General features: G+C 57.8%; 19 protein-coding genes. 8 read left to right on the top strand and 11 right to left on the bottom strand.

Features of this window, described 5'->3' with window-relative positions:
• Positions 1 to 7 precede the first annotated feature (7 nt).
• The 3 genes from glyS to CWM53_RS23975 all read left to right on the top strand — a co-directional run bounded on the left by glyS (position 8) and on the right by CWM53_RS23975 (position 4,477).
• A complete protein-coding gene (glyS, locus tag CWM53_RS23985) occupies positions 8 to 2,077 on the top strand; it encodes a glycine--tRNA ligase subunit beta (protein WP_074386978.1) in 2,070 nt (689 codons plus the stop codon).
• 326 nt (positions 2,078 to 2,403) lie between these two features.
• Positions 2,404 to 2,556, top strand: coding sequence for a type I toxin-antitoxin system toxin HokA (gene hokA, locus CWM53_RS23980; RefSeq protein WP_004205012.1), 153 nt, complete (start codon positions 2,404 to 2,406; stop codon positions 2,554 to 2,556).
• A 301-nt stretch (positions 2,557 to 2,857) separates the two neighbouring features.
• On the top strand, positions 2,858 to 4,477 hold the full coding sequence (locus CWM53_RS23975) for an ATP-binding cassette domain-containing protein (protein WP_100630988.1): 1,620 nt from the start codon (positions 2,858 to 2,860) through the stop codon (positions 4,475 to 4,477).
• Positions 4,478 to 4,575: 98 nt separating this feature from the next.
• Here the strand turns inward: CWM53_RS23975 and cspA are convergent, their stop codons facing one another.
• The 3 genes from cspA to CWM53_RS23960 all read right to left on the bottom strand — a co-directional run bounded on the left by cspA (position 4,576) and on the right by CWM53_RS23960 (position 6,932).
• Entirely contained in the window at positions 4,576 to 4,788 is a 213-nt protein-coding gene (cspA, locus tag CWM53_RS23970) for an RNA chaperone/antiterminator CspA (RefSeq protein WP_004126446.1), read from the bottom strand.
• Between the two features lie 252 nt (positions 4,789 to 5,040).
• A complete protein-coding gene (locus tag CWM53_RS23965) occupies positions 5,041 to 5,331 on the bottom strand; it encodes an HTH-type transcriptional regulator (RefSeq protein ID WP_061152993.1) in 291 nt (96 codons plus the stop codon).
• A 245-nt stretch (positions 5,332 to 5,576) separates the two neighbouring features.
• The gene (locus tag CWM53_RS23960; RefSeq protein ID WP_061152994.1) at positions 5,577 to 6,932 is read right to left on the bottom strand and encodes an MFS transporter; all 1,356 of its coding nucleotides are present in this window, start codon (positions 6,930 to 6,932) and stop codon (positions 5,577 to 5,579) included.
• Between the two features lie 441 nt (positions 6,933 to 7,373).
• Here CWM53_RS23960 and CWM53_RS23950 point away from each other — a divergent pair, with 441 nt between their 5' ends.
• A complete protein-coding gene (locus CWM53_RS23950; protein WP_061152995.1) occupies positions 7,374 to 8,084 on the top strand; it encodes a DUF3053 domain-containing protein in 711 nt (236 codons plus the stop codon).
• A 108-nt stretch (positions 8,085 to 8,192) separates the two neighbouring features.
• Here the strand turns inward: CWM53_RS23950 and ghrB are convergent, their stop codons facing one another.
• From ghrB to CWM53_RS23920, 6 genes are all read right to left on the bottom strand, one after another.
• The gene (ghrB, locus tag CWM53_RS23945; RefSeq protein ID WP_074386982.1) at positions 8,193 to 9,164 is read right to left on the bottom strand and encodes a glyoxylate/hydroxypyruvate reductase GhrB; all 972 of its coding nucleotides are present in this window, start codon (positions 9,162 to 9,164) and stop codon (positions 8,193 to 8,195) included.
• A gap of 24 nt (positions 9,165 to 9,188) precedes the next feature.
• Positions 9,189 to 10,469, bottom strand: a complete 1,281-nt coding sequence (locus tag CWM53_RS23940; protein ID WP_061152997.1) for an MFS transporter — start codon at positions 10,467 to 10,469, stop codon at positions 9,189 to 9,191.
• A 104-nt stretch (positions 10,470 to 10,573) separates the two neighbouring features.
• Complete coding sequence (locus tag CWM53_RS23935; protein WP_002921921.1) at positions 10,574 to 11,509, bottom strand: sugar kinase; 936 nt, start codon at positions 11,507 to 11,509, stop codon at positions 10,574 to 10,576.
• A 3-nt stretch (positions 11,510 to 11,512) separates the two neighbouring features.
• Positions 11,513 to 12,262 (bottom strand): sugar phosphate isomerase/epimerase family protein, encoded by a 750-nt coding sequence (locus CWM53_RS23930; protein WP_100676320.1) that lies wholly within the window; start codon positions 12,260 to 12,262, stop codon positions 11,513 to 11,515.
• Positions 12,263 to 12,373: 111 nt separating this feature from the next.
• Complete coding sequence (locus CWM53_RS23925) at positions 12,374 to 13,390, bottom strand: LacI family DNA-binding transcriptional regulator (RefSeq protein WP_061153000.1); 1,017 nt, start codon at positions 13,388 to 13,390, stop codon at positions 12,374 to 12,376.
• A gap of 103 nt (positions 13,391 to 13,493) precedes the next feature.
• Positions 13,494 to 14,156 carry an OmpA family lipoprotein gene (locus tag CWM53_RS23920; protein WP_032415795.1) on the bottom strand — a complete coding sequence of 221 codons (663 nt, stop codon included), beginning with the start codon at positions 14,154 to 14,156 and terminating at the stop codon, positions 13,494 to 13,496.
• Positions 14,157 to 14,323: 167 nt separating this feature from the next.
• Between CWM53_RS23920 and CWM53_RS23915 the strand changes: the two genes are divergently transcribed.
• Positions 14,324 to 16,654, top strand: a complete 2,331-nt coding sequence (locus CWM53_RS23915; RefSeq protein WP_061153001.1) for a molybdopterin guanine dinucleotide-containing S/N-oxide reductase — start codon at positions 14,324 to 14,326, stop codon at positions 16,652 to 16,654.
• Here CWM53_RS23915 and CWM53_RS23910 read toward each other — a convergent pair.
• Entirely contained in the window at positions 16,623 to 17,063 is a 441-nt protein-coding gene (locus tag CWM53_RS23910) for an N-acetyltransferase (RefSeq protein WP_100630994.1), read from the bottom strand. The genes CWM53_RS23915 and CWM53_RS23910 overlap by 32 nt on opposite strands.
• Positions 17,041 to 17,622: a DNA-3-methyladenine glycosylase I gene (gene tag, locus CWM53_RS23905; protein ID WP_061153003.1), complete on the bottom strand. Its 582-nt coding sequence runs from the start codon at positions 17,620 to 17,622 to the stop codon at positions 17,041 to 17,043. The genes CWM53_RS23910 and tag overlap by 23 nt, the downstream gene beginning before the upstream one ends.
• A gap of 205 nt (positions 17,623 to 17,827) precedes the next feature.
• Here tag and CWM53_RS23900 point away from each other — a divergent pair, with 205 nt between their 5' ends.
• From CWM53_RS23900 to eptB, 3 genes are all read left to right on the top strand, one after another.
• A complete protein-coding gene (locus CWM53_RS23900; protein WP_162678233.1) occupies positions 17,828 to 18,409 on the top strand; it encodes an autotransporter outer membrane beta-barrel domain-containing protein in 582 nt (193 codons plus the stop codon).
• A gap of 241 nt (positions 18,410 to 18,650) precedes the next feature.
• On the top strand, positions 18,651 to 19,856 hold the full coding sequence (locus tag CWM53_RS23890; protein ID WP_074386987.1) for an MFS transporter: 1,206 nt from the start codon (positions 18,651 to 18,653) through the stop codon (positions 19,854 to 19,856).
• A 228-nt stretch (positions 19,857 to 20,084) separates the two neighbouring features.
• On the top strand, positions 20,085 to 21,758 hold the full coding sequence (eptB, locus tag CWM53_RS23885) for a kdo(2)-lipid A phosphoethanolamine 7''-transferase (protein ID WP_074386988.1): 1,674 nt from the start codon (positions 20,085 to 20,087) through the stop codon (positions 21,756 to 21,758).
• Positions 21,759 to 21,928 lie beyond the last annotated feature (170 nt).

The following is a 21,928-nucleotide window of genomic DNA, read 5'->3' as shown; positions in this document are numbered from 1 at the left end:
GGCGGCCATGTCTGAGAATACTTTTCTGGTGGAAATCGGCACTGAAGAGCTGCCACCAAAAGCGCTGCGCAGCCTGGCGGAATCTTTTGCTGCGAACGTGACCGCGGAGCTGGATAACGCCGGCCTCGCGCACGGTAAAGTGGAATGGTTTGCCGCCCCGCGTCGTCTGGCGTTGAAGGTAGCCAACCTGGCGGCGGCGCAAGCCGATCGCGAAGTAGAAAAACGCGGCCCGGCTATTGCCCAGGCGTTCGATGCCGAAGGCAAGCCAAGCAAAGCGGCCGAAGGCTGGGCGCGCGGCTGCGGCATCACCGTTGATCAGGCCGAACGTCTGACCACCGATAAAGGCGAGTGGCTGCTGTATCGCGCCCATGTGAAGGGCGAAAGCACTGAAGCGCTGCTGCCGAACATGATTGCCAGCTCGCTGGCGAAGCTGCCGATCCCGAAACTGATGCGCTGGGGCGCGTCTGACGTCCACTTCGTGCGTCCGGTTCACACCGTCACCCTGCTGTTGGGCGATCGGGTTATTCCGGCGACCATTTTGGGTATCGCTTCTGACCGTATTATCCGCGGCCATCGCTTTATGGGTGAGCCGGAGTTCACTATCGACCATGCCGACCAGTATCCCCAGATCCTGCTGGAGCGCGGTAAAGTCATCGCCGATTACGAACAGCGTAAAGCCAAAATCAAAGCCGATGCGGAAGAGGCGGCACGTAAGATTGGCGGTCAAGCCGATCTGAGCGAAAGCCTGCTGGAAGAAGTCACCTCGCTGGTGGAATGGCCGGTGGTGCTGACGGCGAAGTTCGAAGAAAAATTCCTCGCGGTGCCGTCCGAAGCGCTGGTTTACACCATGAAGGGCGACCAGAAGTACTTCCCGGTCTACGACAACGCCGGCAAACTGCTGCCGAACTTTATCTTCGTGGCCAACATCGAGTCCAAAGATCCGCAGCAGATCATCTCCGGTAACGAGAAGGTGGTTCGTCCGCGTCTGGCCGATGCTGAATTCTTCTTCAACACCGACCGTAAAAAACGTCTGGAAGATAACCTGCCGCGTCTGGAAACCGTGCTGTTCCAACAGCAACTTGGGACCCTGCGCGACAAGACCGATCGCATCCAGGCCCTGGCGGGTTGGATTGCCGAGCAGATTGGCGCTGATGTGAACCACGCGACCCGCGCGGGCCTGCTGTCCAAGTGCGACCTGATGACCAACATGGTCTTCGAGTTCACCGACACCCAGGGCGTGATGGGGATGCACTACGCGCGCCATGACGGCGAAGCGGAAGATGTAGCCGTGGCGCTGAACGAGCAGTATCAGCCGCGCTTTGCCGGCGACGCGCTGCCGTCTAACCCGGTGGCCTGCGCGGTGGCGATTGCCGATAAGATGGACACCCTGGCGGGTATCTTTGGTATCGGTCAGCATCCGAAAGGCGATAAAGACCCGTTTGCGCTGCGTCGTGCCGCGCTGGGCGTGCTGCGTATCATCGTTGAGAAGAACCTGAATCTCGATCTGCAAACGCTGACCGAAGAAGCGGTGCGTCTGTACGGTGAGAAGCTGACCAACGCCAACGTGGTTGATGAGGTGATCGACTTCATGCTGGGCCGCTTCCGCGCCTGGTATCAGGATGAAGGCTATAGCGTGGACACCATCCAGGCCGTACTGGCGCGTCGTCCAACTCGCCCGGCGGATTTCGATGCACGCATGAAGGCGGTATCGCACTTCCGTACCCTGGAAGAGTCCTCCGCGCTGGCGGCGGCGAACAAACGTGTCTCCAACATCCTGGCGAAATCCGACGAGACGCTGAACGACATCGTTCATGCCTCGGTGCTGAAAGAAGCCGCGGAAATCAAGCTGGCCGGCAATCTGGTGGTGCTGCGCGATAAGCTGCAGCCGTACTTCGCCGCAGGCCGTTATCAGGATGCGCTGATCGAGCTGGCCGCGCTGCGCGAGCCGGTGGATGAGTTCTTCGAGAACGTGATGGTTAACGCTGAAGACAAAGATGTTCGCATCAACCGTCTGACGCTGCTGTCCAAACTACGTGAACTGTTCCTGCAGGTAGCGGATATTTCTCTGCTGCAGTAAGCGTATCGGAAATAATAAAAGACCTGCCTCAGGGCAGGTTTTTTTATGCGTGAAATATAAATAGGTGAACCGTTAATAATTCTGTTATTGATATCTTCATTATTTTCATTCATCGATAAGAAATGTTTTAGGAATATATAAACATAATTCCGAGAGGTATTTACGCTAGAATGGCGGCGGGTGCTTGAGACTGTGTGTCTCAGGTATTCAGCGGGAGACAGACAGAGAAAAGCCCCACCTGATAGTAATCAAAGTGAGGCTCCCCTATGCATCAACACCATAAGAGTAGCCTCTTACTTGTTGAAAATCAACACTGGAGGCGAGGAATGCCGCAAAAGTATCTGTTGTTTGGCTTAGTAGTGATTTGCTTCACTATTTTATTATTGACCTGGATGGTTCGTGATTCGCTATGTGAATTACAGATCAGGCAGGGAAATATTGAGCTGGTGGCATTCTTAGCCTGTGATATTAAACAGTAAGAGCATCTGGTGGGGAACTATCCCCACCATGCTTGCGGTGTCTGGCATTCTCAATGCACCCTTTCATTGTTCACCAAATAAATCATTTGCCTCCTGATATCAGGAGGCCTTTTTATTTTTACACGATCGTTGAATAAAACAGGCTTGCAACGCATACCGGAGTGTGGCTATCCTATGCCCCGACGAATTCCTCGTCTCACTGGAGCGCGCCCCACAAATGAACAAACACGACTGATGAATTTCACGCCTTACCTCGCAGACGTTGCGGGTAGGGGAGTATTGATTTCATTCAGGAGTGCTTATGGCTCATTGCGCCCACATCCCCGCTTTTGTTTTACATCAGGTCACCTGTCAGTTTGCGACGGGAGATACGCTTTTTGGTCCGCTGAATTTATCGCTGGAATCGTCGCTTTGCGGCCTGGTCGGCCGTAACGGCGTTGGTAAGACGCGTCTGCTACGTCTGTTGGCCGGTCTGGATTCCCCCGCCGACGGCTATATCGAGCGCGCGGCTTCTATTGCCTGGGTGGCGCAGCAGCCGAACGTCACGCCAGAGATGACCCTCGCGGCGCTGCTGGGCTATGCGCCAATATTTGATGCCTTGTCTCGCCTTGAGCGAGGTAACGGACTGGCGGATGATTTCGAGCTGTTGGATGGCCACTGGGATCTATCCGATCGCCTGAGTTTAGCTTTCCGTGAAGCCCATCTCCCGCCGTTCTCTGCCGATCGTCCCGCTTTTTCACTCAGCGGCGGCGAGCGGATGAAGGCCCTGCTGTGCGGCGCCTTTGTCTCGGGTGCCGATTACCTGCTGCTGGATGAGCCCACTAACCATCTGGACCGCCAGGGGCGGGAGTGGCTCTATCACCAGCTGGAAAGCTGGCAAGGCGGAGCCCTGATCGCCAGCCACGATCGCGAGTTGCTGACCCTGATGCCTGAGATTATTGAGCTGACACCGACGGCGCTGCGCAGCTACGGCGGCAACTATGATGAATATCAGCAACAGCGCGAGGCGGCGCAGCAGGCTGCGCGCGCGGCGCTGGAACATGCGGCGACCGAGCGACGACGGACCCGTGCGCGGATGCAAAAGGAGCATGACGCCGCCCAGCGGCGATCGGCTCAGACACTGCGGACCGTTGATACACTGAATATCGCCTCTTTCGAACGCGTGAAGTACAAAGGCGCGGCAAAAGAGCGCCCGGGAACGCTGCGCCGTCAGCATCGTGAACAGAACAGCACTCTGAATGCCGCCGTGCAGCAGGCACGGGAGCGGGTAGAAGACGACAATCCGGTGATGTTCACGCTGCCGGGTAGCGAAGTGGCCGCCGGCAAGCAGGTTCTGGTGGTGGAGTCATTACAGCTCGCCCATTCACCGGCTGCGCCGCTGAACTGGCGCATGGATGGTCCCATGCGCGTCGCGCTAAAGGGGCCGAACGGCTGCGGTAAAACCACCTTGCTAAAAACGCTGCTGGGGCTGGAGCAGGCCTTCTCCGGCGATGTCCGGTTGTCGGTGAGCGCGGCTTATCTGGATCAACATCTGACGCAGCTGGATCTGTCGTTATCGGTCATGGCGCACCTGAGCCTGGACGCTACCCCGCTGGATGAGGGCCTTCTGCGCACCCGTCTGGCGCAGCTCCAGCTGGGTGCGGATAAGGTCACTCTACCGCTGGCGGCGCTCAGCGGCGGCGAGCGTCTGAAAGCGGCCCTGGCGTGCGTGCTCTGGCGACGCGATCCCGCCCAGCTGCTTTTGCTGGATGAGCCGACCAACCATCTCGATTTAGCGTCGACACAGGCTATTGAAAGCGCGCTGGCGGCGTTTCCCGGCGCGATGCTGGTGGTGTCACATGACGAGGCATTTTTATACGGTCTGAAGCTGACCCATAGTCTGGCGTGGCGGGAGACGGGCTGGCACTTTTCCCTGCTCTGAATGCCCAACAGCCGCCATTGTATGCTGGCGGCTGTTGGCGACAGATAAAAAAAATCCCCGCCATCAGGCAGGGATTCTCGATTCTTAGCGGCTTGAACTTACAGAGAAGTTACGTTGCCAGCTGCCGGGCCTTTAGCGCCGCTTTCGATGGTGAAGGAAACTTTCTGACCTTCGTCCAGGGATTTGTAGCCTTCGTTCTGGATAGCAGAGAAGTGTACGAACACGTCTTTAGAACCATCGTCAGGAGTGATGAAGCCGAAGCCTTTGTCAGCGTTGAACCATTTTACGATACCAGTCATTTTACCGGACATAGTGAATTACCTTTAAAAAAAATAAGTGAGCCTTGCGGCGTAGCGGTCTGGACTACAGATTTAAACCGATAAAGGGAAAGTTCACTACGGGGGTATCTTTGGATAACCTTTGAAGGACTGCTCTATTCGACTGCTCTGTGGTCTGTACATCAAACCTGCGAGCATTAACGCACGTTCAGCACCTGATAGCAAACTTTTTTTACGGTGCAGCGGCAAAAGCCCCCTTACTGACCCATGCCGCTGCGCGCTGGATTAATCGAGTAACTGTCGTGAAAGCTGTGGATTGGCCTGAATCAGGCGCATCAATTTCAGCTCGGTGGGGGACGGTCTAACCCGTCTCGACTCCCACTCTCTTACCATGGCGACGCTCACGCCCATGGCGTTGGCGAAGTCGTCAATCTTAAGTCCAGTGCCTTTACGCAGTTGTTCAAATTCACTAAACACAGTGGACTTACGGTTTGAGGTAATTATCTGATTATCATCCTTAAAAACGATGTGTTCCAGGCTGCTCAGCAGTTCAAACACAGGATCTTTATATTCCATTGAGAACTCCTTTTATCACACAGCGGAAGAGATTTTTCTAAAGCTCTTTAAGAATAGTCAGAAAAAGGCACCCGCGATGGTAACGTCCGTGATTATTTGCCAACAGGCAATCGAATCGGGCCCGGCAGCCAAACGGCAGTAGGGCCTAATAGAATGATTATTAACGGTATCAAATGGCTTCGAAAATTTTTGTAAACGGATAAGAAAAAAGCAGATAAGCCGGCGCAGTGCCGCCGGCTTAGCGATCAGGCTTTCTGCAGGCCTCTCGCGTCGTCCGCGTTGGCCGGTGCGGGTTTACTGAACCGGTATTTGATCAACAGCGCGATGGCTGACAGGAACGCCGGGATGGCCAGCAGGGTGAATATGGTCTCAAAGGAGAGCTGCGCCTGCATGAGGAAGGCCCCGCTGAACGCGCCAAGGATCCCGCCGAAGCGGCCGATACCCAGCATCCAGGCGACGCCGGTGGCGCGCCCCTGCGTCGGGTAGAAGCCTGCCGCCAGCGCGGGCATCGACGACTGCGCGCCATTCATAATACTACCGGCGATAAACACCATCACCCCCATCAGCGCCAGGCTGCTGGTGGAGAAACCGACCAGGCAGACGCAAACGCCAGTCAGCAGCCAGCCAACGGCCACCACCTTGTTGGGATTGATCTTGTCCATCAACGCGCCGAGGATCAGCACGCCAATTCCTCCGCCAAGCGGGAACAGGGCGGTGATAATGGAGGCCTGACTCATCGAGGCGCCGGTTTCGCGGATCAGCAGCGGCAGCCAGCTGGTCAGAAGATAAAAAATCAACAGCCCCATAAAGTAGGTCAGACACAGCATCACGGTACCTACCGCGTAGCGAGGGGAGAAAATGACGCCGATAGACGATTTCTCTTTTACCTGGCCTGCTTCGCGCAGCTCAAAGTCGACGACGTCTGGTAACGGCGCGATGCGCTTCAGGATGGCGGCAATGCGCTGCGCTGGCTGCTGCTTCACCACCAGATAGCGGGCAGACTCCGGCAGCAGAAAAATTAACGCCACGGCCAGCAGGAGAGGCATCACGCCGCCCAGCACCAGCACACTCTGCCAGCCATAGTGCGGGATCATCCAGGCGGATAAAAAGCCACCCAGCGATGATCCCATCGGAAAGCCGACGAACATCAGGTTCACCAGCAGCGCCCGACGGCGCTCCGGCGCATATTCGCTCATCAGGGTGGCCGCATTCGGCATCGCCGCGCCGAGCCCGAGACCGGTCAGGAAACGCAGCAGCGTCAGCTGATTAAGGCTGGTGGCGAAGGCGGTAAGCAGGCTGAATCCGCCGAACACCACGATCGACATAATCAGCACTTTTTTGCGGCCGATACGGTCAGCCAGCGGTCCCGCGGTTAAGGCGCCGACCGCCAGACCCACCAGCGCGGCGCTCATCACCGGGCCGAGCGCCGATTTCTCCACGCCCCATTCTTGTACCAGGTCGGAGGCGATAAATCCGATGATCGCGGTGTCGAATCCGTCCATCGCGACGGTGATAAAGCAGAGCGCAAGGATCATCCACTGGTAGCGGGTGAAGGGGTGCTCGTTGATAAAGGCCTGAATGTCGATGGTTGTCTTAGTCATACGGCTTTCCTGGCAGACTGAGCGAGGGACAGAGGTCTGTTGTTATCGTCGTCCTCGCGTCGTTGAGTTTGATTTGTGCGATAATCGAACGCATCGCCGTTAATCGCTCATTCATCAAATCATTGAAGTGGGGGGCAGGCAATCCAGGCGCGCGCCAAAGCGTGCGATTATCGTCCGTTTAAGGATGCCACGCCGTACGGAGACTTTCTTAGTGCCATTAAAATCAAACGGTTATCTCAAATTCGCTTGCGGAATGTGAAGACCATATTTGTGATGTGCATAACAGACGCTCTACACCGTGACGATGGCGTGCGGAATGGCGTTTTTCCTGCGTAAGATTAGCAGTAAAGGGTATCCTGCGAGGCCGAGCTGGACTATCCTTGTCAGCGTCTGGCACGTGTGTGTCGTTGTGCGCTTTTTTTGGCTGAAAGGAGTAAAAAAATGGCGACAGGAAAGTCCTGCTCTCGCTGGTTTGCGGCTATGGCGGCCTTATTGATGGTGGTTAGCCTGAGTGGGTGTTTTGATAAAGAAGGCGATCAGCGCAAAGCGTTTATCGACTTCCTGCAGAATACGGCGATGCGTAGCGGTGAACGTCTGCCGACGCTGACCGCCGATCAGAAAAAACAGTTTGGGCCTTTTGTCTCTGACTACGCGGTAATTTACGGCTACTCGCAGCAAGTGAGCCAGGCGATGGATGCAGGTCTGCGCCCGGTGGTGGACAGCGTCAATGCTATCCGTGTCCCACAGGACTATATGACCCAGCGTGAGCCGCTGCGTCAGGCGAACGGCGCGCTGGGCGTGCTCAGCCAGCAGCTGCAGAATGCGAAAATGCAGGCCGATGCCGCGCATAGCGCTCTGAAGCAGGCTGACGATCTCAAGCCGGTCTTCGATCAGGTCTACGCCAAGGTCGTAACGGCGCCAGCCGACGCGCTGCAGCCGCTGATCCCAGCCGCGCAAATCTTTACCCAGCAGCTGGTTCAGGTGGGGGATTTCGTCGCTCAGCAGGGGACTCAGGTGAGCTTTGTGGCCAACGGCATTCAGTTCCCAACCTCGCAGCAGGCCAGCCAGTACAATACGCTGATTGGGCCGCTGGCGGCGCAGCATCAGGCGTTTAATCAGGCATGGACGGCGGCGGTGAACGCCACGCGTTAATGCCTCATCTGGCTGACGTTGGCTGCGGCGAACGAGCAGGCTGACGGAAAAGATGCAAAAAGAACCCGGGGAGGGCGGTTGCCGCCGTTACCCGGGTTTTTTTATGGCTTATTTTACCTGCGGATTAACGCAGTTTTTCTCTACATTACCGTTCAGGGCATCGATCAGGTTGTCCACCGCGCAGGCCGCCATGTTGTAGCGCGTCTCATGGGTGGCGGAGCCGATATGCGGCAGCGCGACGACGTTCGGTAGCCTCAGCAGCGGCGAGTCTTTTGCCAGCGGTTCGTGTTCGAACACATCGAGACCGGCAGCATGAATTTCACCCGCCTGCAGGGCGGCGATCAGCGCCTGCTCGTCCACCACCGGGCCACGCCCGGCGTTAATGAAGATGGCGGAAGATTTCATTTTGGCAAACTGCGCCTGACCGAACAGATGGTGGGTCTCTTCGCTCAGGGGCAGGATCAAGCAGACAAAATCGGCTTCCTGCAGCAGGGTATCGAGATCGCAATAGCGGGCGTTGAAGCGCTCTTCTGCCTGCGGATGCTGGCGGCGTGCGTTATACAGGATCGGCATGCTGAATCCATAGTGGGCGCGCTGCGCCAGCGCCATGCCGATGCGGCCCATGCCGACGATACCTAAGGTTTTATGGTGCACATCGCTGCCGAACCAGTCTGGCCCAATGCTCTTCGTCCACTCGCCCGCTTTGACGCGCTCCGCCACTTCCACCACCCGGCGCGCGGTGCTCAGCACCAGCGCCATGACCGTATCGGCGACGGTCTCGGTCAGCACGGTCGGAGTATGCATCAGTAGCACCCGGCGGGCGTTCAACGCCTCGACGTCGAAGTTGTCATAGCCAACGGAAACGGTGGAGGTCGCACGCAGCTTCGGCATCTTCTCCAGCAGCGCGGCGTCAACCTTTTCACTGGAGCCCAGGAGGCCTTCAGCCTGGGCGAAGGCCTCTGCGTGCTGCGAAACGGTCTCCGGCTGCAGGTTTTTCACCTGGGTGACGGAAAAGTGTTCCTCCAGACGCTGTAACAGGTCGTCGGGAAGCGTTTTATAGAGAATGACAGACGGCTTCATGCGAATCTCCGTAGTAGAAATAGTTCAGGCGTGATGAGCGCCAAGCGGTAGGTTTTGATTATTAGCAGGCTTAACAATCAAAGTCAGCAATACTGAGGCGAAAAGCGCCACCCCCATAAAAATATAGGAGGCTGCGGGGCTGCCGGTGGCACCGTTCAGGTAGCCGACAAACCACGAGCCGCAGAAGGAGCCCAGAGCGCCCATGCTGTTGATCAGCGCCATGGCGCCTCCGGCGACGTTACGCGGCAGCATTTCCGGAATAATGGCGAAGAAGGGACCGTAAGGCGCATACATTGCCGCACCGGCCACCACCAGCAGGGTGTAAGAGACCCAGAAATGATTGGCGCCGACCGCCCAGGAGCCGATGAAGGCCAGTCCGCCAATCAACAGCAGCGGCCAGACGAACAGTTTACGGTTCTGCATTTTATCGGACGCCCAGGAGACGACGATCATGGCGATAGTGGCCGCCAGATAGGGAACAGAAGAGAGCCAACCCACTTCCACCATCCCCATATTTTCACCACCGCTACGGATAATCGACGGCAGCCACAGTACAAAACCGTACACCCCGATACTCCAGGCAAAGTACTGTGCGCAGAGCAGGACCACGTTGCGGGAGCGGAAAGCCTCGCTATAGTTACGCACCGCCTTGATGCCCTGCTGCTCACGATCCAGTTGTTCCTGCAACGCAGCTTTTTCACTCTCCGCCAGCCAGTTAACCTGCGACGGTTTGTCTTTCACCAGCACCCACCAGCAGAAGGCCCAGATCACCGCCGGCACCCCTTCGATGATGAACATTTCCCGCCAGCCGAAGGCCTGAATCAGGTAGCCAGAAACCACCGACATCCACAGGACCGTCACCGGGTTACCGAGGATCAGGAAGGTGTTGGCGCGAGAGCGTTCTGATTTGGTGAACCAGTTGCTGATATAGATCAGCATCGCCGGCATCACCGCGGCTTCAACGACGCCGAGGATGAAGCGGATAGCCGCCAGCGCCGGGATATTATGCACTATACCGGTCAGCGAGGCGCAACCGCCCCACAGGATCAGGCAGATAAAGATCAGTTTGCGAACGCTGCGGCGCTCCGCATAGATAGCGCCGGGGATCTGGAAGAAGAAGTAGCCAAGGAAGAACAGGGCTCCCAGCAGGGAGGAGATCCCCTTGGTGATGCCCAGGTCTTCGGTAATGCCTGCCGCGGAGGCGAAGCTGAAGTTGGCACGGTCGAGGTACGCCAGGCTATACGTGATAAACACGATAGGCATGATATACCACCAGCGTTTCGTTGCATTTGTTGAGCTATTCATAGGCTTGCCTCTGTCAATGAGGTGACATCCGTCCGTCGAAACGGACGCTGCTGTGCCGCGCTGCAGGTAGGGTACAGGACGGCTGTTATTGTTGCGTATAAATGTTATTCGCCCAGCGCGTCGCGGGTGGGCAGCCCCTCGCTGTCGCCCTGGACCTGAATCGCCAGCGAACCGATTTTATTGCCGCGGTTCACCGCCTGAAGCAGGGTTTTGCCTTCCAGCAGGGCGCTAATCACCCCGACGGCAAAGCCGTCGCCGGCGCCGACGGTATCGACGACGTTATCGACTTTAATGGCATCAACCGTTCCCTGTTCGCCGCTGGCGCTCTTGAACCAGGCGCCGTCGCAGCCGGTTTTAATGACCACCGCCTTGACGCCGCGGGAGAGATAGAAATCGGCGATCCCTTCAGGGGTCTGCTGGCCGGTGAGAATCACGCCCTCTTTTAAGCCTGGCAAAACCCAGTCAGCCTGGAAGGCGAGGCGGTTGAGTTTCTCCACCATCTCGGCTTCGCTTTTCCACAGCACCGGGCGCAGATTGGGGTCGAAAGAGAGGGTTTTTCCCTCGGCTTTCATCACCTTCGCCGCATGCTCCAGCAGCGCATATGAGCTTTCAGAGAGCGCGGCGGCCACGCCGCTCAGGTGCAGATGGCGGGCGCTGGTGAAGTAGTCGGCGCGAAAATCGTCCGGCGACAGATGGCTGGCGGCAGAGCCTTTGCGGAAATATTCCACAATGGGATCGGTTCCATTTTCGACTTTCGATTTCATCTGGAAACCGGTAGCGAAGCGGTTGTCGATGGCGACAGCATGGCTATCGATCCCCTCTTTCGCCAGCGATTGCAGTACGAAGCGGCCAAAGCTGTCGTTGCCGACGCGGCTGACCCAGCCGACCTTCAGACCCAGGCGCGCCAGGCCGGTGGCGACGTTCAGTTCGGCGCCGGCAACGCGTTTCATGAAATGCTCCACCTCGGCCAGATCGCCGGTTTCGGTGGCGACAAACATGGCCATAGCTTCGCCGATGGTGATGACATCTAAATTTTCCACGGCTTAATCCTCGCGTAACAGGTTGACGTAGCGGCGGGTCACGGCCGTCAGGTCATGGCCAGTCAGCGGAAACTCGATTCCACGCGGCGCATCGGCGGGAAGATTATCGAGCAGGGCCAGCCAGCGGTCGGCGGCCTGATCCGGCGGTACCGCGCGGAATTTCTCATGATGGGGTTCCGCGGCTTTCACATGAATATAGCTGACCGCCGGCGCAAGGTGACGTGCCGCCTCTTCCGGCGAGTCGCCAACCCACAGCCAGTTGCCCATATCAAACGTTAAGGTGACCGGCAACTGATGGACCCGGCAGGCGGCTTTGAAGCGCTGCATCGGCGCCAGCTGGCCGCAGTCGGTCTGGTCATTCTCTACCACCAACGCCATGCCGCTGTCGCTGAGGATATCGCGCAGCTCATCCAACTGCTGATTGTGGAGGAAATGGCCAAGGGAGAGCTTCAGCCACAGGGCATTCAGGGTTTGCGCTTCCGCGAGCAGCGCCGGGAGTGCCGGGTTGAGCTCGCCGCTATCGGCGAACAGCGCCTGCGGCGCGGAGTAGCAGGCCAGCAGGCCGTGGCGCTCAATGGTGGCCGCCAGCGACGGCAGAGCGTTGAGCTCTTCCGCGCTGCACAGCTCACGGCGGATTTCGACGCCGTCCGCACCGGCGTCGGCGATAAACGGCAGGACGGCGGCCTGGCCGCCTAAGGATTTAACATGGTCATTACCATACGCAGCGGTAACGACAATAATTTTTCTGGCCATCGCGCTCTTACTCCCGGCGTTTGTTGCTTAATCTCCTTAATACGCTAGATGGTATCGGTTCCATAAGAAAGGGCGAGATGTTTAATTTATGATCGGCATCACGAAGGATCGTTAACGGGAGGTTGATCCGCGGACGATAAGCTCGCCGGAGAAGACCCGCTCGCGGATGGGGTCGTTAGTGCCGGCAATGCGCCGAATCACCTGTTCGACCGCGGCGTAGCCGATCTGCCACGTCGGCTGTTTGAGGGTGGTAATACCGACGCCAGCCAGCTCCGCCCACTCCAGTTCGTCGAAGCCCAGCAGGCCGATATCGCTGCCCCAGATCAGGCCGACGCGCTTCAGGGCGCGGGCCACCTGCAGCGTCAGCGCGCCGTTGGCGGAAATCACCGCTTTACGCATCCCGCGATGGCGAGCGTGGAACTGGCGCAGGACGTTGTCCATCATCGCGCCGTCGTTGAGCGGTACTTCGGCGTTTTCAGCCACCACGCCGTGGTGGCGGGTGAGGGTGGCGCGAAAAGCGCTCAGACGCTCACGGCGGGTATTCACCGAGCCCAGCGGTTCGCTGAGAAACAGGATGGCCTCAAATCCTTTCTCCACCAGGTGTTCGGTGGCGGTGGTAGCGGCCTGAGTGTTATCCAGCCCGACCACATCGCAGGCGAAATCGGGAATTTTACGGTCAATCAGCACCATCGGCAGGGCTGACTGCTGTAAGCGGTTCAGGCCATCCTCACGCATACCGACCGCGTTGACCACGATGCCTTCCACCTGGTAGCTGCGCAGCAGGTCCAGGTAGTGCAGCTCCTGATCCAGCTCGTTATTGGTATTACACACCAGCAGGGTGAAGCCTTTTTCCCGGCAGGCCGCTTCAATGCCGCTCAGAACATTGACCGAGTAGGGGTTGGTGATATCGGCGATGATCAGGCCAATAAGGCGGGTTCGGCCGTGCTTGAGGCCGCGGGCCATCAGGCTGGGGCGGTAGTCGAGTTCGGCAATGGCTTTTTCAATACGTGATAACAGATCGTCGGAAAGCAGATGCTTCTCGCCGTTGAGATAACGTGAAATGCTGGTTTTGCCGGTCTTTGCGGCTTTCGCCACATCGCTGATAGTTGCACGCGCCGCTTTCGCCATGGTGGCTTCCTTTGCTGAAAATCTGCCAACACCTTAGCGCGAAAAATAGCGATATCAAGCATTTTGCCCGGCAGAGCGGCTGCCGGGCGACATGAGGATGCGCTTACTGTAGCGGGCTGAGGGTAATTTCCACGCGACGGTTCTGCGCTTTGCCTTCCGCCGTGCTGTTGCTGGCGATAGGATTCGCCGGCCCCATGCCGGTGGTGCGAATGCGATTGGCCGCCACGCCCTGCGTGATCAGCGCGCTGGCGACGCTGTCTGCACGCTGTTGCGACAGACGCATATTCAGCTCCTTGCTGCCGGTGCTGTCGGTGTAGCCGACGACGTTAACAGCGGTTTTCTCGTACTCTTTCAGCACCATGGCCACGCCGGTCAGGGTGTTGGCGCCGGCCGGTTTCAGGTTGGCGCTGTTGCTGTCGAAGGTGACGTTATTCGGCATGTTCAGCACGATATTGTCGCCATTTCGCGTCACGCTAACCCCGGTTCCCTGCATCTTGTCGCGCAGCTTCGCTTCCTGCACGTCCATGTAGTAACCAATGCCGCCGCCAAGCGCCGCGCCGGCCGCTGCGCCAATCAGCGCGCCTTTGCCGCGGTCATGTTTGGAAGAGGAGAGCGCGCCGACGCCAGCGCCCACTAAGGAGCCAATACCTGCGCCAATACCGGATTTACCTGCTTCACGTTCACCGGTATAGGGGTTGGTGGTGCAGCCAGAAATGGCCAGAGTGCCGCTGACCAGCGCCGCAATCATAAGTACGCGTTTTTTCATTTAATGTCCTTAATCCTTTTTATTCTTTGTCACAGCGAACGTGACGGTTGATTATGACGCGTGATTACGTAGAAAATTCCCCGGATACCATCTCATTTTGTAAATAACATTGAACGGTTGCCCATCACGCCGTCATGACACCTGCATTCGCTGACCAGGAGCCACCCTTGCCAACCTCATCTGCAACCAAAACCATCTTAACCGCCGCCCACTGGGGACCGATGCTGGTGGAAACGGACGGTGAAAACGTCCTCTCCTCCCGGGGCGCGCTGGCGACACCGTTTGCCAACTCGCTGCAAACGGCGGTGCGCGATCAGGTCCACAGCAAAACCCGCGTGCGCTATCCGATGGTGCGCAAAGGCTTCCTTGCTTCACCGGAAACGCCGCAGGGGGTCCGCGGTCAGGATGAATTCGTTCGGGTGAGCTGGGATCAGGCGCTGGATTTGATTGATGCCCAGCATCGGCGGATCCGCGAAAGCTACGGTCCGCAGTCGATTTTCGCCGGCTCCTACGGCTGGCGTTCTAACGGCGTCCTGCATAAGGCGGCCACCCTGCTGCAGCGCTACATGAGCCTGGCGGGCGGCTATACCGGCCATCTTGGCGATTACTCCACCGGCGCGGCGCAGGCGATCATGCCTTACGTCGTGGGCGGCAATGAGGTGTATCAGCAGCAGACCAGCTGGCCGCTGGTGCTCGAGCACAGCGAAGTGGTGGTGCTGTGGAGCGCCAACCCGCTGAACACGCTGAAAATTGCCTGGAACGCCTCCGACGAGCAAGGGATCCCGTGGTTCGACCGGCTGCGCCAGAGCGGCAAGCGCCTGATCTGCATCGATCCGATGCGATCGGAAACCGTCGATTTCTTTGGCGATTCGATGGAATGGATCGCCCCGCATATGGGCACCGATGTCGCGCTGATGCTGGGGATCGCCCATACGCTGGTGGAGAATAGCTGGCAGGATGATGCGTTTCTTACCCGCTGCACCAGTGGCTACGATATTTTTGCCCGCTATCTGACCGGCGAAAGCGACGGCGTAGCGAAAACCGCTGACTGGGCGGCGGCGATCTGCGGCGTGGAAGCGGATAAGATCCGCGAACTGGCGAAACTTTTCCATGAAAACACCACCATGCTGATGTCTGGCTGGGGCATGCAGCGCCAGCAGTATGGCGAGCAGAAACACTGGATGTTGGTCACCCTGGCCGCCATGCTGGGGCAGATTGGCACCCCGGGAGGCGGGTTTGGTCTTTCCTACCATTTCGCCAACGGCGGCAACCCGACGCGCCGCGCGGCGGTGTTGGGCTCGATGCAGGGAAGCGTCGCCGGGGGCGTGGACGCGGTGGAGAAGATCCCGGTCGCGCGGATCGTCGAGGCGCTGGAGAATCCGGGGGCGGACTATCAGCACAACGGCATGGCGCGTCGCTTCCCCGACATTCGCTTTATCTGGTGGGCCGGCGGGGCCAACTTTACTCATCATCAAGACACCAACCGATTGATCCAGGCCTGGCAGAAACCGGAGCTGATCGTCATCTCCGAATGCTTCTGGACCGCCGCCGCGCGCCATGCCGATATCGTCCTGCCGGCGACCACTTCGTTTGAGCGCAACGATCTGACCATGACCGGGGATTACAGCAATCAGCATCTGGTGCCGATGAAGCAGGTGGTCGCCCCGCGAGATGAAGCGCGCGACGATTTCGCAGTCTTTGCCGACCTCAGCGAACGCTGGGAAGCGGGCGGCCGCGAGCGCTTCACCGAAGGGAAGAGTGATTTACAGTGGCTGGAGACCTTCTATCAGATGGCCGCCCGGCGCGGCGCCCAGCAGCAGGTGACGCTGCCGCCGTTTGCCGAATTCTGGCAGGCTAACCAGCTGATTGAGATGCCGGAGGAGCCGGAGAATGCCCGTTTTGCCCGCTTCGCCGCCTTCCGCGACGATCCGCAGGCCAACCCGCTGAAAACGGCGAGCGGTAAAATTGAGATCCACTCACCAACCATCGCCGCCTTTGGCTACGCCGATTGCCCGCCGCACCCGATGTGGCTGGAGCCCGACGAGTGGCATGGCAACGCCGAGGCAGGGCAGCTGCAGCTGCTGTCGGCCCATCCGGCACACCGTCTGCACAGTCAGCTGAACTATACCGCGCTGCGCGAACGCTATGCCGTCGCCGGACGTGAACCGTTGACCATCCATCCGCAGGATGCCCAGGCGCGCGGGATCGCCGATGGCGATTTGGTGCGGGTGTGGAACGCCCGCGGTCAGGTGCTGGCCGGCGCGGTGGTGACGGAGGGGATCCGCCCGGGGGTGATTTGCCTGCATGAAGGGGCATGGCCCGACTTGGATCCGCTGGTGGGCATCTGCAAAAACGGGGCGGTGAACGTCTTAACCAAAGATATCCCGACATCCCGGCTCGGCAACGGCTGTGCCGGGAACACCGCCCTGGCGTGGCTGGAGAAATATACCGGCCCGGCGCTGCCGCTTACAGCATTTGATCCGCCGGCCAACGCATAATCCACGTCGGGTGCTGAGTATCGTCCTGCCATGCGCAGTCTTCAATCCGGAAGCCCTGCGCATGGTAGAAACTGACCGCCGATTCGTTCTTCTGGTAAACCTCAAGGCTAAGCCAGGCGTAGTGCTGTTTGACTTCATCCAGCAGCGCCCGGCCAATGCCCTGGCGGATGGCGTCCGGCGCGACAAACAATGCGCCGACGAAGCGGGAGTCCAGCACGCTAACAAAGCCTTTTAATACTCCGTCGCGCTCCCAGACCCAGGTGCTGGCGGCGGGAAGATAGACATCCCGTACCACCGCGATGCTGTCGCGCCAGTAACTTTCGCTGATAAAGGGATGAGCATGAATCGTGCTGTCCAGCCACAGCGCCAGCAGCGGCGCGGTATCTTCAGTGTCCCACTTGCGGATCATCCTGACCTCCAGGGTGACAGAAGCAGCCGGTGACATGGTCGTTGACCAGCCCACAGGCTTGCATAAAGGAATAACAGATTGTCGAGCCGACAAATTTAAAGCCGCGTTTTTTCAATGCCTTCGATAGCGCATCTGAGGCCGGCGTCGTGGTGGGGATTTCCGCCAGCGTCGCGGCGCACGTTACCTGCGGCTCATTGTTGACGAAGGACCAGACAAAATCAGTGAACGACTCGCCATTTTCTTCCATCGCCAGGTAAGCGCGGGCGTTGCCGATAATGGCCTGAATTTTTCCCCGATGGCGAATGATGCCGGCATTCTGTAGCAACTGCTCGACATCATCTTCCCCCATCGCTGCCACGCGTACCGGGTCGAACTGGTGAAAAGCCTGGCGGTAGTTCTGCCGTTTTTTTAACACGGTGATCCATGACAAACCGGCCTGCTGGCCCTCGAGGCAGATCATTTCAAACAGCTGGCGGCCCTCTTTTTGCGCCACACCCCATTCGGTATCGTGATACTCGATATATAACGGATCCTGGCTCACCCATCCGCAACGTTGCATTGATATTTCTCCCTCTACGCTAAAAAAGTGAACGCCCGGCTTGACGGCTGAAAGATAAAGATAATAGTTAATACAGGGAAATCGTATCCCCAAAAAAAACACAGCAATATTGCCGATTCGGCTCTTTTCTGGAGTCGCATTAATGATAATAAAGAAATGCAATGGCCTCCGGGGCTTCTTGATCCCGGCGAGCATATCCGTCTGGGTGTTGTGTGTCTCTGGAGCGAATGCCTGGCAACAGGAATATATCGCTATCGATACAAAAAGTAATACGCCGGAACGCTATACATGGGATAGCGATCACCAACCACGTTACGAAGATATTCTCGCTGAGCGGATGAAGTCCTCAGAAACGCCCGGCGGGCTGGCATTAAACCAGGCGCTGGCGCCACCGGACAGCAGCCGTGGTCAGAGCGTCGGCTGGAATTATCTGCTGGCAAACGGCATGACCTCCGGGCCGGTGGCCAGCCTGCGCAGCGACGTCACCGCGCCGGTGACGAGAAGCGCGGGCGAGACGGGGTATGTCAACACGCTCGGCTGGCGCATGGATTATCAGTCGCTGTGGGGCGTACATCCCTGGGCTCAGGTGAGCTATAACCAGTCGCTCGCCAGCGATGCCTGGTCGCCGACGACCCGCGCCAGAGAAGGCGGCTGGAGTGATGTCACCCTGGGTGCCGATATGCAGTTGGGATCCCACGTGGCAGCATGGGCGACGCTGTCGCAGGCGGACAATGTCCCATCGGGGGAAAATACGCTCTATCTGATGGGCGTCAGCGCCAACTTTTAACCCGACATTGTTACGCGTTTGAAACGACACGGTTATTGTTAAATCTCAGTAATGGCGCATTTCTGTGAGATAGCGCACACTAACTTTTTGCCTGAAATTCGCGGAATGAATGTTTTGCAATGTCATTCGTTCCGCCATTAATGCATTTCATTCCCTGCTGATGGCAGTTCATGCCTTTTTTCCCCACAGGATGAGGGGCCTTCGCTATTGTGGCGGCAGTTAATTTATCAGGACAACTGCTATGAACGCTGCAAACCGTCAATCGACCCGCTGGCTTACGCTAATCGGCACCATCATCACCCAATTTGCTCTCGGTTCGGTCTATACCTGGAGCCTGTTTAATAGTTCGCTGTCTGACAAACTGGGCGAGCCGGTTAGCCGGGTGGCTTTCTCCTTTGGCCTGCTGAGCCTCGGGCTGGCGCTCTCCTCGTCGGTTGCCGGGAAACTGCAGGAGCGCTTTGGCGTTAAGCGCGTCACGATGGCCTCCGGGATCCTGCTCGGTCTGGGCTTCTTCCTGACCGCGCACTCCAGCAGCCTGATGATGCTGTGGCTGAGCGCGGGCGTGCTGGTGGGGCTGGCGGACGGCGCCGGTTATCTGCTGACGCTGTCGAACTGTGTGAAGTGGTTCCCTGAACGTAAAGGGCTGATCTCCGCTTTCTCCATCGGTTCCTATGGTCTCGGCAGCCTGGGGTTCAAATTCATTGACTCCCATCTGCTGGCCACCGTCGGTCTGGAAAAAACCTTCGTCATCTGGGGCGCTATCGTGCTGGTGATGATTGTGTTTGGCGCGACCCTGATGAAAGATGCGCCGAATCATACGGCGACCACCGCGGCCAATGGCGTGGTAGAAAACGACTTCAGCCTGGCGGAATCAATGCGTAAACCGCAGTACTGGATGTTGGCAGTGATGTTCCTGACGGCCTGCATGAGCGGTCTGTACGTGATTGGCGTGGCGAAAGATATTGCCCAGGGGATGGTCCACCTGGATGTCGCCACGGCGGCAAACGCGGTCACGGTTATCTCGATTGCTAACCTTAGCGGCCGCCTGGTGTTAGGCATCCTGTCCGACAAAATCTCCCGCATTCGTGTAATTACCCTCGGCCAGGTGGTGTCGCTGGTGGGGATGGCCGCGCTGCTGTTCGCCCCGCTGAATGCCATGACTTTCTTCGCCGCCATCGCCTGCGTCGCCTTTAACTTCGGCGGCACCATCACCGTCTTCCCGTCACTGGTGAGTGAGTTCTTTGGCCTGAACAATCTGGCGAAAAACTATGGTGTGATTTATCTGGGCTTTGGTATCGGCAGCATCTGCGGCTCTCTCATCGCTTCGCTGTTCGGCGGCTTCTACGTGACTTTCTGCGTGATCTTCGCCCTGCTGATTCTGTCGCTGGCGCTGTCCACCACCATTCGTCAGCCGAAAGGCAGAGTCTATAGCGAGGCGCATGCCTGAAACGCGCCCCTGGTTAATCCCCTAAGCAAATAGTGCCAATCCAGCCAAATGTTTTGTAAATGTTTGGCTGGATCACATTCCCTCCTGATACTTTTCCCGTTCCCTGTGGTCTACTTATCGCGCTTTGTAGAGGTTTCTGATAACCAACCCTAACGCACCCTATTAGCCTACTGACTCGTGCCACAGCGTCAGGCGGTGTTTTATTCTTCTTTTTCCAGGTTTGCTTGCATGAAATATATTAGAACGATGACGCAGCAGAAGCTTAGTTTTTGGCTGGCGCTGTACATCGGCTGGTTTATGAACGTCGCCGTTTTTTTCCGGCGTTTCGATGGTTATGCTCAAGAGTTCACTTTCTGGAAAGGGCTTTCCGGTGTCGTTGAACTGGTTGCCACGGTCTTTGTCACCTTCTTCCTGTTACGTCTGCTGTCACTGTTTGGCCGCCGCATCTGGCGCATTCTGGCGACGCTGATTGTTCTGTTTTCCGCCGCCGCCAGTTACTACATGACGTTCCTCAATGTGGTGATTGGCTACGGAATTATCGCCTCGGTGATGACCACCGATATCGACCTGTCGAAAGAGGTTATCGGCTGGCACCTGATCCTCTGGCTGGTGGTGGTGAGTGCGCCGCCGCTGCTGTTTATCTGGAGTAACCGCTGCCGCCATACTCTGCTGCGCCAATTGCGCACCCCAGGCCAGCGGGTTAAAAACGTGCTGATCGTGGTGCTGGCCGGACTCATTGTCTGGGGCCCCATCCGCCTGCTTGAGCTGCGTCAGCACGATGTGGAGCGCCATTCGGAAGTGGATATGCCGAGCTATGGCGGGGTGATCGCCAACTCCTACCTGCCATCAAACTGGCTGTCGGCGCTGGGGCTTTACGCCTGGGCGCAGGTGGATGAATCCTCGGATAATAAATCGCTGATTAACCCGGCGAAGAAGTTTACCTACGTCGCCCCGGAAGGTCTGGATGACACCTACGTGGTATTCATCATTGGCGAAACGACCCGCTGGGACCATATGGGCATCCTCGGCTATAGCCGCAACACCACGCCAGAGCTGGAGAAAGAGAAGAATCTCGTTGCCTTCCGCGGCTACTCCTGCGATACCGCCACCAAGCTGTCGTTACGCTGCATGTTTGTGCGTCAGGGCGGGGCGGAGGATAACCCGCAGCGGACGCTCAAAGAGCAGAACGTCTTTGCCGTGCTTCATCAGTTGGGCTTCAACGGCAATCTCTATGCCATGCAGAGCGAGATGTGGTTCTACAGCAACACGATGGCCAACAATATCGCCTACCGCGAGCAAATTGGCGCCGAGCCGCGCAACCGCGGCAAGAGCGTTGACGATATGCTGCTGGTGGAGGAGATGAAGCGCGGTATGGCGCAGGACAACGCCTCCGGTAAGCACCTGATCATTCTCCACACCAAAGGCTCTCATTTTAACTACACCCAACGCTACCCGCGCAGCTTTGCCCAGTGGAAGCCGGAGTGCGTCGGTGTCGACAACAAGTGCTCGAAAGCGGAGCTGATTAACTCCTACGATAACAGCGTGACCTACGTCGATCACTTTATCGTCAGCGTCCTCGACCAGCTGCGGGATAAGAAAGCGATTGTGTTCTATGCCGCCGATCATGGGGAGTCGATTAACGAGCGTGAACACCTGCACGGAACGCCGCGCAAGATGGCGCCGCCGGAGCAGTTCCGCGTGCCGATGATGGTGTGGATGTCGGATAAATACCTGGAGAATCCCGATCATGCCGCCGCGTTTGCCCATCTGCAGCAGCAGGCCGCGATGAAGGTGCCGCGCCGTCACGTCGAGCTGTACGACACCATTATGGGCTGCCTCGGCTATACCTCGCCGGATGGCGGGATCAATGAGAATAACAACTGGTGCCGCTGGAAAAAGTAAGGCACGGATTTTATTTTCAGATTCTCGGGTCTGTTTTCCCTTCCTGAGCCCAGGATAAGCTAATCCCTCGCCGGCTGACGTCGCGCGAGGGATTTTTTTCGCACAGTGGACGTGTCTGGCAGGTTGCCTCTTCTTCTTTGATTACCCTCCAGTTTCCTTGCTTCCCCTGT

The sequence above is a fragment of the Klebsiella sp. A-Nf5 genome (assembly GCF_002810545.1).
GTDB lineage: Bacteria > Pseudomonadota > Gammaproteobacteria > Enterobacterales > Enterobacteriaceae > Klebsiella > Klebsiella variicola.
Note: the sequence above shows the minus strand (reverse complement) of the source record. Positions and strands in the feature narration are given on the sequence as shown.